Here is a 15,091-nt window from a genome sequence, read left to right on the forward strand (position 1 = left end):
TGGGGAATCGACAATCATGGTGATTGCGCGTACAAGCATGTCCATCGCGGCCCTCGCGCTCTGCGTGAGCCTGGTCGCCTGCAGCGGCACTGGGGAGCCGTCGAGCGGAGCGGATCCGACGGTCACATCGTCGGCGACTCCCGCTCCTGAACCGTCCGCGAGCTCCGCGCCGTCGGCGAACTCGGGAGCGACCACCCCCGACGAGCCTGTCGCGAAGATCGAGCGTGCGGGGCACTCGGATGCACCGACCGTGAAGGCGGATCCGGCGGACACCTCGGATGCCGTGTCCTACGACGACGGCGTCAGCGTCCGCATCGACGACGTGTCGTTCGGCAAGGAGACGTCGCAGGGACCAGGGAGCTTTCCGGGCCGCGAATACGCCCGACTGACGATCACGATCGACAACGGCTCCTCCGACTCGATCGACCTCGGCACGTCGGTGCTCACGGTGCTCGATGCGAGCGGCGCGACCGCGGTGCGCGTCTACGCCGCCGAAGCGGAGGTCACCGACTTCGCCGGCACGGTGGCCGCAGGCAAGAGCGCCACCGCGACCTACGCCTTCGCGCTCCCCGTGGATGCGCGCGACGAGGTCACCGTGGTCGTCGACTTCGACGGCGACCATACATCCGCCGTCTTCCGCGGAGGGCTCGGCTGACATGTCCACGCTGAGCCCGTCCGCGACCACCGATTCCGACCGCTTCTCGACACGAGGAACCTCCATGACACGCACCGCTCGCGGAGCAGACCGTCTCCGTCGCGTGATCGCCACGATCGCCACCGCCGCGACAGCCCTCGCCGCGATCGCATTCATCGCTCTGCCCACCGAGTCAGCGTCCGCCGACACACCAGGACAGCCCAACACCGTCACCGCTGACGTCCTGCCCACCTGGCAGATCAACGGTGTCGTGTGGAGTCAGGTCGTGGCCGGGAACACGGTGTACGTCACGGGCAGCTTCACGAAGGCACGCCCGCCGGGGGTCGCCGTCGGCGGGCCAGGCGAGATCGACGCGAACAACGTGTTCGCGTTCGACATCACCACGGGAAACCCCGTTCCGAACTTCAGCCACTCGTTCGACGCTCAGGGACTCGTCGTACGAGTCACCCCCGACGGCAAGACCGTCTACTTCGGCGGCGACTTCACGGCCGTCGACGGGCAGGCCCGCGCGCACGTCGCGGCCTTCGACGTCGCCACCGGCGCGATGCTCGACTGGGCGCCCCGCACGGACGGACAGGTGAGAGGTTTCGCCTTCGCGGGCGACACCGTCTACGTGGGCGGCAACTTCCGCTCCAGCGGCGGTCAGCCGCGCAGCGAGCTGGCGGCCTGGAACACCACCTCCAAGACGATCACGTCGTGGGCTCCGTCTGCGGCCGGCGACGGATTCGTGTGGGACATGCTGATGTCGCCCGACTCCTCCCGCGTCATCATCGGCGGCTCGTTCACCACTCTCAACGGGGCACCCGCATACGGCATGGCCTCTGTCGACACCGCGACCGGGGCCGCACTCCCCTGGGCCGCCACCGACAAGATCAAGACCGCCGGGCTCAACGGTGCGATCTCGAGCCTCAGCACCGACGGCACGCAGGTCTACGGCACCGGGTACGCGTTCGGTGCAGGAGCATCTTTCGAGGGGACCTTCGCGGCTGACCCCTACACCGGCCAGATCAACTGGCTCAACGACTGCCTCGGTGACACGTATGCGAGCTTCCCGCAGGGCGGTGTGCTCTACTCCGTCTCGCACAAGCACGACTGCAGCGTTGTCGGCGCCTTCGGCGACACCAACCCGCGCTCGCGCTGGGTGAAGGCGATCGCCGAGAGCACCACGCCCACGGGTGGCGTGATCACCAAGAAGGACGCCTACGGGTGGGACTTCACCGGTCTTCCCTACACGGAGCAGCTCAACTGGTACCCCGATCTCGAGTTCGGCACCTACACGAGCGCGCGTCAAGCCGCATGGTCGGTCACCGGAAACGCGAACTACGTCGTTCTCGGCGGCGAGTTCCCGAAGGTGAACAACGTGGCGCAGCAGGGCCTCGTCCGATTCGGCAAGACGAACGTCTCGCCGCACGCCGTCGCCCCGGTCTACAACGCCGGCCTCACCCCCGCGCCGTACTCGAACGAGTCCGGAGTGGTGAGGGTCCCGTTCACCAGCGTCTGGGATCGCGACAACGCCACGATCACGTACGACGTGTTCCGCAGTCCCTCCGTCAAGATCGCGACCTTCACCCGCACCGACGGCCGGTTCTGGAACCTGCCGAGCCTGAGCATCACCGACAGCGGCCAGACGCCGGGAGCGCAGGTGCGCTACCAGGTCAGGGCCAAGGATGCCGACGGCAACGTGCAGTGGAGCGCCTGGTCGCCCTATGTGACCGTGTCGAGCACGCCGACCGCCACGTACCGCGCAGCGGTGAGGGCAAGCGGTGCCAGCCACCTCTGGCGCCTCGACGAGACGACCGGAACGCGACTGTACGACGACGTGGGGAACGCACCCGGTACGGCCACGAGCCTCACGCTCGGCTCGTCGGGCGCACTGCTCAACGATTCCAACGCGGCGATCACCTCTGCCGGGGGAAGCACGCCCAAGATGACGACGCAGGATGTCAGCACCGCGACGCCGGCCGCGACGGTCGAGGCGTGGGTGAAGACCACCAACACGAGGGGCGGGCGGATCGTCGGCTTCGGCGACTCCGCCACGGGCACGTCGACGTCGGGGATCACCGACCGAGTGCTCTACCTCGACAACTCGGGACGCGCGAACTTCGCGATCAACGACGGCTCCTACCGCACGATCTTCAGTCGCACCGCGGTGAACGACGGCAACTGGCACCACATCGTGGGCACCGTGGGCGCCGAGGGCATGCAGCTCTTCGTCGACGGCAAGCGCGTGGATCGCGATCAGGCACGCACCTCGCCGAGGATCTACGACGGCTACTGGCGCATCGGCGCAGACCAGACGAACGGCTTCACCAACAAGCCGACCAACGCCGGTCTCGCGGGCACGATCGACGATGTGGCGGTGTACCCGTCCGCCCTGACTCCGGCCGACATCCAGTCGCACTACCTCGCGAGCGGGCGTTCGGCCGCGTGGACCGCAGCTCCGACCGATGTCTACGGCGCCGCGGTGTCGACGGACAAGCCGGATCTCTACTGGCGTCTCAACGAGACGGCGGCAGGCACCATCGTCGACTCCGCCTCCGGCGGGACGACGGGCAACCTCGCCGGAACCGTGACCCGCGGGCAGACGTCCGCGATCGGGACCGGAACCGCGACCACCTTCAACGGCACGACCGCGCTCGTGGTCGCGCAGGAGCCCTGGACGGCGCCGACCACCTACAGCGCAGAGCTGTGGTTCAAGACGACGAGCAACAAGGGCGGCACGCTGATCGGATTCGGCAACGCCACCAGCGGGCTCAGCACCCAGTACGACAGACACGTCATCATGCAGAGCGACGGAAAGGTGCAGTTCGGAAGCGGTCAGCCGCAGACGACCCTGGTCACCCCCACCGCCTACAACGACGGCCAATGGCACCACGTGGTCGCCACTCAGGGCGCCGACGGGATGAGGCTGTGGCTCGATACGCAGCTCGTCGGCAGCAACTCGATGGCGGGTTCGGAGAACTACCGCGGATACTGGCGCATCGGCGCGGACAGGACGTGGGGCAGCACGTCCAGCAACTACATCGCCGGAACACTCGACGAGGTCGCCGTGTACCCCTCGGTGCTCTCGGAGCAGCGGGTTCGCGATCACTTCGCAGCGAGCGGCCGCACCGTTCCCGGGCGTGCACCGGTGGCGGCATTCACCTCGGTGGCCGACAAACTGAAGATCGACGTCGACGCGAGCACGTCGACCGATGCCGACGGAGGGCCGCTCGCCTACGCGTGGGACTTCGGTGACGGCACGGTCGCGACGGGGGCGACGGCGTCGCACGTCTACACCGCCGGGGGCACCTACACGATCACGCTGAAGGTGACGGACAGCACCTCGCTCGTCAACACCCTCACCCGGTCGGTCACGGTCGCCCCTAACCAGGCTCCCACCGCGGCGATCAGCGCCACCACGGATCACCTCGACGTCGCGCTCGACGGATCGGCATCGTCCGACCCCGACGGCACGATCGCGTCGTACGAGTGGGACTTCGGTGACGGCACGACCGGCACCGGCGCCACCACGACCCACACCTACGCGACGGCGGGCGACTTCACCGTGACTCTCACGGTGAAGGACGACAACGGCGCCACTGCCACCAAGACGCGGGCCGTCACGACGACGCTGGCGCCGAACCAGGATCCGACGGCGGCGTTCACGACCGCGGCGAACCTGCTCGCAGTGACCGTGGATGCCACGACATCGACGGACCCTGACGGGACCATCGACGTCTACGCCTGGGACTTCGGTGACGGCGGCACCGGATCCGGAGCGACGGCGTCCCACACCTATGCGAGCGCCGGCACCTACACCGTGAAGCTCACGGTGTCGGACAACCGAGGTGGCACGGCGACCGTGACGCATGACGTCACCGTGGCGCCGAACCAGGCACCCTCTGCGGCCTTCACCACCTCGGTGGCGAACCTCGCTGTGGCTGTCGACGGCTCGGGCTCAGCGGATGCGGACGGAACCGTCGAGTCCTACGCCTGGGACTTCGGCGACGGCGGCACCGCTTCGGGAGCGACGTCGTCCCACACCTACGCAGCCGGGGGCACCTACACCGTGACCCTGACGGTGACGGACGATCGGGGGGCGACAGCCACCACGACGAAGTCGGTCACCGTCGCGGCACCGCAGGTGTGGGCGCAGGATGCCTTCACCCGGACGGGCACCAACGGATGGGGCACCGCGACCACCACCGGCGGCGCGTGGACCATGTTCCCGACCAGCGCGACGGCACTGAGCAAGTTCGCCGTCAACGGCACCGGCGGAACCGTCACCCTGTCGGCGGGGAACAACTACTCGGCCTCGCTCGCCGGCTCGACGCCGTCGACGAACACCGAGGAACGGTTCACGGTGGCCTTCAACCAGCCGTCCACTGGTGGCGGGTTCTACTTCTCCGCTCTCGGACGACAGATCGACACTGCCAACGACTACCGGGCGAAGTTCCGCGTGGCGTCGAACGGCGTCGTGTCCCTCTGGCTGACGAAGACGATCGCCGGGGTCGAGACGGTCCTCTCGTCGACGACCGTCCCCGGTCTGACGATCACGAGCGCCGACCAGCTGAGCGTCAAGTTCCAGGTGACGGGCACCAACCCGACGACCCTTAAGGCGAAGGTCTGGCGCACCGCCACCACAGAACCGACAGCGTGGACCCTTTCGACGACCGATGCCACGGCCTCGCTGCAGGCCCCCGGCTACGTGGGCGTGAACAGCTACCTGTCGTCCAGCGCGACGGCCGTGCCTGTCGTCTACACGTACGACGACTTCTGGGCAGGACCCGCACAGTAGTCAGTCATCCGTGACACGAAGGGCCGAGGCGATCACCGCCTCGGCCCTTCTGGGTTGATGACACGCCCTCACCGAAGGTCGGGAGTCGCGATGAGGGGGCACCGGGCCCCGATCAGGGGAACCGGATCGCGATCAGGGGAACCGGGCCCCGATCGTGGGTGTCGTCGATCCGAGGATCGTCGCCACGATCGCCGGAAGACCTCTGGCGGGGGCCGTCACACCCGCGAGCAGCCTTCCAGAGGCATCCGTCGCCTTCCTGCCCTCGACCGCGGTGGAGTTCGCGTCCTGCCCTGTCGTCGTCCGGTAATCCGCCCACGTCGTGAACACATACGGGTTCACATTGGCCGTGCCACGCGACCAGATGACGAACCAAGTGGGCGCCGCAGCGCTGTTCCGCTGCACCACATTTCCGTCCGAGCGGATGTTGAGGTCGGCCGGGGTGTACCGGTGCGTGTAGTCCTCGACGCACACCGTGCAGTTTCCGGCGCTCTCACCGATGACGTTGTTCCCCATCGAGATGTCGCGGATCAGCCACGGCATCGTCGAATCCGGGAACGGGCGCCGAGCGTTGTGTCCCGGGACGGACGAATCCGTGGAGCTGCGGCTGTCCTGCACGATGTTCACAGCCCGGTCACCGCCGATGATCGTGTTGTTCCACAGGTTCACGCCGCCGGTGTTGTTGATCTTGACGCCGTTGCCCGCGTTCCGAAGGACGAGGTTGTTGACGAAATCGATCTTCTGGGACAACTCGAGGAAAGCGCCGGCACCCCTGTTCTCGACGAGGTCGGATCCTGTGATGCGAACGTCGTAGACCGATTGATCGAGCCACACCCCTGGGCCGTCGTTGCGCAGCAGGGCGGAATCGCTCACGGTGACTCCCCGCGACTTCGCGATCTTCACGCCGCCGGACACGGGCGATGTGTTGAAGTGCTCGGCGTTGTTCTCGACGGCGAGGAGGTCATCGATCGTCAGCGCGTCAGCGTAGTTGGCGCCGAGCCCCATCAGGCCGTTGCGAGCCAGCGTCACATCGCGCACCGTCGTGTTCGAGGCGCCGACGAAGAGTCCGGTCGACGCCGTGTCGTAGATCACGACGTTCTCGATCGTCGCCTTCGGCGCTTCGACGGTGACGGCGCCCATCATCCAGACGGACGTCGCGTAGTTGCGGACGCCGATGCCTCGGACGACCGCGCCTTCCCCGCGCAGCGAAAGCGCCTTGGTAAGAGTCGACGCGCGCACCGTACGGCCTGCAGGGTCGCTCCCGAGATAGAGCCGGTCGTTCGCCACGTCGGTGAAGAAGGTGCCCGGCTTCAGTGCCGCCAGCGAAGAGACCTCGGCCTGAGCGGCGCCGTCGATCCAGACCTGCTCGGGGTGCGCGGCCATGGGATACGCCGCGTTCAGCCACCGCCAGCCGGGTTCTGTTCCGTCGGCCTCGCCCTTGGTGAAGGACGGCGTCGAATCGAAGTCGTACTTCCAGTCCGCGCTGAACCAGCGACCGCTGGAAGCCTGCCAGTTCTTCAGGGTCGAGGCGCCGTCGAACCAGACCGCCTCACCCGGATAGGACTGGATCGTGATCTTCTTGCCCGCGGGGATCACGACCGTCTCGTGATACGAACCCGCGCGAAGCACAAGCGTCGAACCTGAAGGCGCCCGGTCGACCGCGGCCTGGACCGTGGCGAAGGGGGCCGCGGAGGTGCCCGAGCCGGCCGCTGTGCCGTTCGGGCTGACGAAGAGCGCTCCAGCGGGAACCGGATACTTCGTGGTTCCGACGAGCGCCGACCCCGCGCCCGTCCTCGCGCCGGCGACGTTCCAGACCGGGGCCGCTCCGGCCGCACCGGCGGGAGCCGTCGGTGTCGTCGGAGTCGTGGGAGTCGTGGGAGTCGTCGGAGTCGTCGGAGTCGTCGGCGGAGCAGGCGTCGTCGTCGCCTTCGCGGTGACGGTGAGGTCATCGAAGAGAGCTGCCAGCGCGGGTGTGCTCCGCGAGACATAGAGCCGCACCCCCACGCGCCCCTGGGCCGCGAGGCGCTTCGCCGAGCGATCCGTGACAGAGAGCTTCCACGTGGTCGGCTTCGTTCCTGCCGCGGTCACCCGTGCATCGACCGTGACTGCGGTCGTCCCAGCGAGGCGGGTCTCGAGGACGAACGGGACGCCGGCCTTCACACGGAGCTCGGGAACCCACGCGTGGCCGAGGCTCGTCTGCACCCCCGCGTTCACGCGGAGCGTCTCGAGAAGCACCACTCCCTTCGGATCCACGCGGACCTGCGTCTGATAGAAGCCGTCGGCCGTGAGTCGCGACTGCAGGCTCACGTACACACCCGAACCGGACTTCGGCAGCTGCGGAAGCGTGAAGACCGTCGACTGAGTGGAGTCGCGGACGGAGAGACCGACCGGTCGCGCGGTCACGGTGGCACCCGGCGCGGCGGCGGACAGCTTCGCCTTGCCGTTCGCGACCGAGATCGAGGTCAGCGGTGAGGCGTCGTACGTTCGGCCGTCGGGCGCGGTCCCCAGGCCCTTGGCGACGGTGCGCGTCATCGAGTCCTGGATGAGGACCACGCCTGAGCTCTCTGCGGCCGCGGCGGGGGCCACGGAGGCGAAGGGAAGGAGTAGTAGTGCGGATAAAGCTGCGATCAGGGGGAGGGAGTTTTTACGCATGGGGGAGGGTCTCCGATGTGCTTCTCGTCACTGCAGGGTCGGGTGTGGCAGCTACGACATCCGACTTCGGTGGCGGATTGTCGTAGACAATAGCCTGAATTCCCTGCGCAGTGGCTGAGGATTCGCTGATACTGGTCTACAGACTGTCAGCGTTCGGAGCGCGTGCGGGCTCAGCCGAGCGCTGACATCTTCCGGAACCATATGGCCAGAGCGGCGGCCAAGTACAGCAGCGCGGCGAGGGCGAGGAGGCTGTATATCAGCATGAAAGCCTGCGGCCAGCCCCACAGCACGAACGCGAAACAGAGGACGCCGTAGTCCGTCGGAAGCCCGAGCAGAGAGCGCCCGAGTGAGAACCCACCGGCCTGAGCCGCCTGCGCAACGCCCTTCTTGCCGCGCAGCAGGTCGTTCAGGATCATCCCGAAGAACGTCACCGTCGAGATGACTGCGAAGCCGAGCGGCACCAGAAGCCAGAGGTCCGACGGCAGCGGGAAGAACCGGTACCAGCCGATGGCGACTGCGAGCGGAAGAGCGACGAGCTTGGTGGAGTCCAGCACGTGGTCGAGCCACTCCCCCGCGAGCGAGCCTCCTCCACGGAGCCTCGCGACCTGACCGTCTGCGCTGTCCCAGGCATAGCCGACCGCGAGGAGCAGCCAGACGATGATCCCGAGCACGATCGACGGCGGGACCGTCGCCAGGAGCACGATCCCCGTGAAGGTGAAGGCCGCGCTGATCAGAGAGACCTGATTCGGCACGAGCCCTGCGGTGAATGCGCCGGCTGCGATGACCCGGCCGACGGGACGGTTGATGAAGACCGAGTACGCAGGAGCCCCGCGTGCACGCCCCTTCTGGGCGGCCGCGAGGCTCCGGTACGAATCTGCGAAAGTCAGGGCGTCACTCCTCGTGCTCGGAAGTCGTCGAATGTCAGGGTGTACGGAACACTGGTGAAGCCGGATCCCGCGTAGGTCGAGATCCCGACGTAACCGGCGGTCTGCAGTGCTGCGGTGGAATCGGTCGTGGACAGCTGCCAGGCAGCCGGCTCCGTCGTTCCCGCCGCCCAGAGCTTACTCCGGAGCGTCGTCGTACCCGTGCCGAATGCCTGCACCCGCACGTTATATACCGTTCCGGCGGCGAACGTGAAGCCCGCCATGTTCTGCGAGACCAATGCCGTGCCACCGCGGGCGAGCTGTGCCGTCACCGATCCGTCGGCACCGATCAGCCACCGCGCCCGGTAGTCATCCGACCCGACGACCCGAGCGAGTGCCGCGACGTAGACGCGCGCTCCGGCCGGCATCGCCGGCGCGGTCACGGTGAACGTCAGATCCGTGCTCGTCGAGGTGGCGGAGTTCAACGATGCCGTGCGAGTCTGCCCCGCCGCCTGCGTCGTGAACTTCGCTGCCCCGTTGTCGATCGCGACGTTCGCCGCTCCGCTCGTCTGCGTCCAGACACCACCGGTCTGGGCCGTCCCGAGCGTGCCGTTCGCCCGACCGAAGTCGTCGGCGGCGAAGGCCGCACCGGCCGGAGCGACCACCGTCACGGACTTCGTCACGGTGTTCACCGCGCCGAGGTTGTCGGTCACCGTCAGCGTCACCGTGTATGTGCCCGCTGCGGCATACGGGTGCGAAGCCGTCGACCCGGTGGCGGTCGCCCCGTCACCGAAGTTCCACGCATACGAGGCGACAGAGCCGTCAGGATCCGTCGATGCCGTGCCGTCGACCGCGACCGTGAGATCGGTCGGAGTCGCCGTGAACGATGCGACAGGGTTCTGGTTGGCCGGGCCCGCCGTCACCGTGACCGCCTTGGTGACCGTTCCGGTTGCGCCCTTGTCGTCCGTGACCGTCAGCTTCACCTGATACGTGCCTGCGGCAGCATATGCATGCGCAGCGGGCGTGACGCCCGTGGCCGTGGCTCCGTCTCCGAAGTCCCAGGCGTACGAGGCGATGGTGCCGTCGGCGTCGGTCGAGGTCGATCCGTTCACCGTGGCCGAGAGCCCGCTCACCGAACTGGTGAATGCGGCGACCGGCGCCTGGTTGGCGGGAGGCGTCGGGCCGCCCGTCGTGGATCCTGCCCAGAAGTTGTCGAACCGGGTCTGGAACGGCACGTTGGTGACCGAGCCGCCGAGATACACACCGAGACCGACGTGTCCGGCCGACTGCAGACCAGCGGTGGAGCTCGTCGTCGACGAGGTCCAGTTCGCGGGCTCAGCCGTGCCGACCTTCCACACCTTGGCCCTGACCGTCGTCGGCGAGGTGCCCGTGGCCTCGGTGCGCACGTGCAGTGCGTCACCGGCGCTCACGGTCAGCCCGGTCGACGCGGTCGTCAGGACGGTAGCCGTCTGCTGCAGCTGCAGCTGGACCCCGCCGGTCGGCGAGACGATGACCCGCGACCGGTAGTCCTCCGTGCCCACACGACGTGCGGCCACCGTGTAGTACGCGCTGCCCCCGGTCGGGAGCTGCGGCAGCACCACGTCGACGTCGACTGCGGTGTCGGTCGAGGAGACTCCCGTGAGGTACGCGTACCGCTGCGCTCCTCCGGCCGGCTGCTGGAACGCCGCGTAGGCGCCGCTGACGAGGTAGTTGGATGCCGTGTTCGACAGGGTCCACGCTCCCCCGGTGTTCGCGGTACCGAGGCCGCTGGCGACCGTGCGGTTGAACGAGTCGGTGGCGTAGGTCACCGCTCCCACCGGTGCCGTGACCGTGATCGACGCCGTCGTCTGCGACGTCGCTCCCTCGTCATCGGTCACGGTGAGCGTGATGGTGTACGTTCCCGCTGCCGCGTACGTGTGGGTCGCGGTCTTGCCCGATCCTGCGGCCGAGCCGTCACCCCAGTTCCACGAGTAACCGGCGATCGTGCCGTCGGTGTCCTGCGAGGCGCTCGCGTCGACATCGGCCTTCAGGTCGGTGGCGGCGGAGGTGAACGAGGAGACCGGCGCCTGGTTCGCGACGGCTTCGACGACGGACGTCGACGTGCCCGTCGCGCCCTTGTCGTCCGTCACCGTGAGGGTCACCGTGTAGGAGCCCGCGACCGCGTAGGTGTGCGTCGCCGTGGCTCCGGTGCCCGCAGGCGTTCCGTCGCCCCAGTTCCAGCTGTAGCTCGCGATCGTGCCGTCGGCATCCGCGGAGGCGCTCGCGTCGACCGCGAGGCCGAGCTTGGTCATGGTGTTCGTGAAGCTCGCCGTCGGTGCGATGTTCGCGGGCGCTCCCGTGGTTCCCAGCGCGTAGTGCTGCGAGACGGTCGTTCCGGACAGCGGCGACAGGTAGACCGCGACCTCGTCGATCGATCCGTCGAACTCCCAGTCGCCCGGACCCCACGTGACGTCGCCGCCCACGTGCCAGTACCCGGTGTAGTCCTGAGCGTTCGTCTGGCCGTTGGACCCCTGCTCCACGCCGTCGACGTAGAGGCGCATTCCGGTGGCGCCCTGCGTGGCGACCACCTGGTGCCACTGGCCGTCGTTGTACGACGCGGAGGTCTGCAGCGTGTCGGCGAAACCGACCCACACTCCGTAGATGAGCTTGCCGTCCGGTGTCATGTAGACGTGACGGTCGTAGCCCGAGGAGTTGCCGTTCGAGCTGTTGCCGAAGCCGATGATCTTGCCACCGGTGGTCGTGCTCGTCTTGAACCATGCCTCGAGCGAGTACGAGCGGGGGTTCGTGTAGGAGTTCTGGCTGATGACCTGGCCACCCTCGAACGAGGCCGCCTTGTTGGTCACACCGGCGAGGGCTCCGTCGGCGCCCTTGCTGACGCTGCCGAAGTAGGTGCCCTTCTGGTTGTAGCCCGAGGCATCCGCTGCGGTGTCGCCCGTCGACTCGCCGAGTCGCCAGTACAGCGCCGGGTCTGCGGCGTACACGGCCGCGCCGTACGCGTCAGCCGGAGCGGTCGATCCCTCGAGCTCACGACCGGATGCCGTGTAGTGCGAAGCGACCTGCTCGCGGGTCAGCGGGGCGCCGTAGATGGCGACGTCGTCGATCTGACCGGGGAAGAAGGCTGCTCCCGACCACGGGCTGTCGCCTCCGACTCGCCAGTAGCCGTTGTACGCCTGCGCCGACGTGACATCGGTGCGCTGGGCGACGCGGACGCCGTCGATGTAGAGCACCATGCCGCCGTCGCTCAGACCCGCCGACACGTAGTGCCACTGCCCGTCGTTGAACGCGCTGGCCGAGCTGATCGTCTGCGACGACCCCGGGTAGACACCGAAGGTGACCTGTCCGCTCGGCTCCATGTAGACGTGGCGGTCGTAGCTGCCGGAGGTGCCGGTGGAGCTGTTGCCGAATCCGACGATCTTTCCACCGTTGGTGGTGGTCGTCTTGAACCAGGCCTCGATGCCGAACGTGTTCGGACCGGCGATCGCCGATGTCGTCGACGCGAAGCCCTCGCCGGACCCGTCGAAGCTCGACGCGCTGCGCGAGTCCGAGAGCATGGCACCGGTGGTTCCGCGGGTCACGCCGCTGCGCACGGCGAGGTCGGATGCGCCGGCCCAGTCATACGAGAGCGTGGCCGACGAGTCGTCGAGGGGCCAGTAGTTCAACGGTGCGTCATCGAGCACCGCGGTGCGGTACGCGCTCGGGGCCGCGGATCCGGATGCCGTCACGGTCGTCGTCCCACCGAGGATCGAGTGTCCCTCGTTGTCGGTGGCACGCACGCGGTACGTGTACGTGGTTCCGTTCGTGACGGTGGTGTCGACGAACGCCATCGGAGGGAGCCCCCAGTCGGCGGACTTCGACCGGACGTTCTCATAGGTCTTGACGACCGCGTTGTCGCGCAGCACCTCGTACTTCAGGTACTCGCTGTCACGGTCGTAGTTGAGCGGCCAGCTGACGCGGACCGATCCGCCCGTGAGGGCGATCGACGAGGCGGGCCAGGCCGTGTTCCAGAGGATCGGTCCCTGCGCGTTGGGCGCCTTCGACGTCACCGCGAAGCGGGCGAGACCCTGCTGACCGGTGTTGTTCACCCGGGTGAACTCACCGCCGTAGACGAGGTACTCGCTGTTCGAGCTGACCGACCACGGGCCCTGCGATGCGCCGCTGACGTTGCCCGCGTTGAAAGCGGGGAACCAGTGCAGCAGCTTGGGCGCCGGGTTGCCGCCGAAGTCGTAGTATCCGAGGTTCAGTCCGTAGGGCGTCGTCCGCGCGACGTCTTTCGAGACCGCGAGACCGCGGTAGAAGGACCAGGGGTCGCTCTGCGGGAAACCGCCTTCGAGGCTGCCGCAGTAGTGCGAGTGACCGGCCGCGTACACGGTGTCGCCCATCGGCTCCACGTCGTACTGGTCGCCGTGGCAGTCGTTGACCCAGACGAGGTCGCCGCTCGACCACGATGCGCGGAAGGAGCCCTCGAGGTTGCCACCGGCGCCGAACACGTAGCCGGTGCCGTAGATGTCGTCGCCGGACGACTTGAGCGAGAGGATCGCCGCGTCGAGTCCGGCGTTGCGGATGACGTTGTTCGCCGAGAACGGCAGCAGGGAGGCGTCGGATGCCGAGACCATGGCCAGGCCGTAGCCCGGGTTCGAGCTGCCGTTGAGAGTCTGGAAGTTACCGCCGAGGACCACCTTGTCGCCCGCGGGAGAGACGGTCACGACACGACCCTGCCGGCCTTCGAGCGCCGGGGCCCAGGGCAGCAGAGCGCCGGCGCGGGTGAACGCTGCGGCGCCGGAACGGTCGTTGCCGGAGACGCGACCGAACGTCCCGGTGATGTACACGGTGTCGTTGGTCGCGGCGACACCCGAGGTGACGCCGTTGGAGTTCGGGTTGAACGCCGCGAGGTTTCCGCTGGGCAGGTCGAACGCCGCCACGCGGTTGCGGGTCTGGGTGTTCACGGTCGTGAAGTCACCGACGATGTAGAGGCGAGTGCCGTCTGGCGACGCTTCGACCTGACGCACCTGGCCGTTGATCGACGGCGCGAACGACGCGATCAGCACCCCGGTGCGGATGTCGTAGGCCAGGAGGTTCGATCGCGGCGTCTCATTCGTTCCGGCGGCCGCCCCTGCGGGGCGTGCGCTGGTGAACTTGCCGGCGGCGTACACGACGTTGCCGACCACGGCCTGATCCCAGACGATGCCGTTGATCTGCACCGTCGGCAGCGAATCAGCGGTGACCGTCGAGGCCTCTCCGGCCGGTGGACTCACGTCCGCCTGCGCGGGCGACATCGTCACCAGCGATCCGAAGGCGACGGCGAGCGTCACCGCGATCGCGATCAATGCACCGCGTCCGCGGCGTCCCCAAGACATTGCTGTAGTGCCCATCGTTCATCTCCCCAGATGATGGACCGTTCGTGCGCGACCCCTACATCGGCACCGAACGATGATTCCCCAGTATTACGTCGCTCGGTGCTGACGACCTAGGGTCGTGGGCCTACGAAGATGACGTTTGGCGCAGAGGCCAATATATCGACGGTAACACGCAGGTCCCCCTCAGGAGAAGAGGGAACTGCAAACTGGAATATCGCTTCTGCGCTGTCGCCCGCTGCGATCGATGCCGGCCAGACCGACGAGGCGTCTCCCGTGAGACCGGCTGCGGGAAGTCTGTCGTCACCGCCGTACGTGAGGGTGACGTTCGCGCCTGCGGTATCGACAGCCTCGTCCGACTCGTTCGTCAGCCGCACCGTCACCTGAATCGCCGGGCCGCTCGGCTCTCCCGGGATGTCGTTGCCGGCAGTGATGGCCTCGAGCGCCGTGACCTCTGAGACGACGCCCTGCACGGGCGGCGCCGGCTCGTCGATCGGCACCTCATCGCCCGCGTCGGGTTTGACGACCGCGTCGGTGGAGCCGGGCGACGGCGTCTCGAACTCAGTGGGCTGAGGCGTCGGTGTCGGCCCCGGGCTGCCCGTGGCGCCGGGGGATGCCGAAGCGCCGGGATTCCCCTCGCTGGAGTCGCTGTTCGCCAGCACACCCCAGACCGTTCCGCCGATGAGGAGCGCCGCGATCACGCCGGCGATCGCCCATCCTCGCCACCCCATCCGCCGACGCGGCTCGTTGAGCGACTCAGACACTGGTCCCCTCCTCCGCGCACCGGTTCTCC

6 protein-coding genes are annotated in these 15,091 nt (G+C 67.9%); 2 read left to right on the forward strand and 4 right to left on the reverse strand.

Translation table 11 applies throughout. The features are described from left to right. The first annotated feature begins 37 nt into the window (after positions 1-37). Both OB895_RS08985 and OB895_RS08990 read left to right on the forward strand, forming a co-directional pair. Positions 38-655, forward strand: a complete 618-nt coding sequence (locus OB895_RS08985; RefSeq protein WP_311879872.1) for a DUF4352 domain-containing protein — start codon at positions 38-40, stop codon at positions 653-655. 64 nt (positions 656-719) lie between these two features. Then, entirely contained in the window at positions 720-5,435 is a 4,716-nt protein-coding gene (locus OB895_RS08990; protein ID WP_311879874.1) for a PKD domain-containing protein, read from the forward strand. 132 nt (positions 5,436-5,567) lie between these two features. Here the strand turns inward: OB895_RS08990 and OB895_RS08995 are convergent, their stop codons facing one another. The 4 genes from OB895_RS08995 to OB895_RS09010 all read right to left on the reverse strand — a co-directional run bounded on the left by OB895_RS08995 (position 5,568) and on the right by OB895_RS09010 (position 15,062). Continuing rightward, positions 5,568-8,018, reverse strand: coding sequence for a right-handed parallel beta-helix repeat-containing protein (locus tag OB895_RS08995; protein ID WP_311879876.1), 2,451 nt, complete (start codon positions 8,016-8,018; stop codon positions 5,568-5,570). Between the two features lie 236 nt (positions 8,019-8,254). After that, the gene (locus OB895_RS09000; RefSeq protein WP_311879877.1) at positions 8,255-8,836 is read right to left on the reverse strand and encodes a CDP-alcohol phosphatidyltransferase family protein; all 582 of its coding nucleotides are present in this window, start codon (positions 8,834-8,836) and stop codon (positions 8,255-8,257) included. 131 nt (positions 8,837-8,967) lie between these two features. Then, positions 8,968-14,316: a PKD domain-containing protein gene (locus tag OB895_RS09005; RefSeq protein ID WP_311879879.1), complete on the reverse strand. Its 5,349-nt coding sequence runs from the start codon at positions 14,314-14,316 to the stop codon at positions 8,968-8,970. A 95-nt stretch (positions 14,317-14,411) separates the two neighbouring features. Beyond that, positions 14,412-15,062 carry a hypothetical protein gene (locus OB895_RS09010; RefSeq protein WP_157550032.1) on the reverse strand — a complete coding sequence of 217 codons (651 nt, stop codon included), beginning with the start codon at positions 15,060-15,062 and terminating at the stop codon, positions 14,412-14,414. Positions 15,063-15,091 lie beyond the last annotated feature (29 nt).

Origin of the sequence: Microbacterium forte (genome assembly GCF_031885415.1) — a bacterium.
Taxonomy (GTDB): domain Bacteria; phylum Actinomycetota; class Actinomycetes; order Actinomycetales; family Microbacteriaceae; genus Microbacterium; species Microbacterium forte.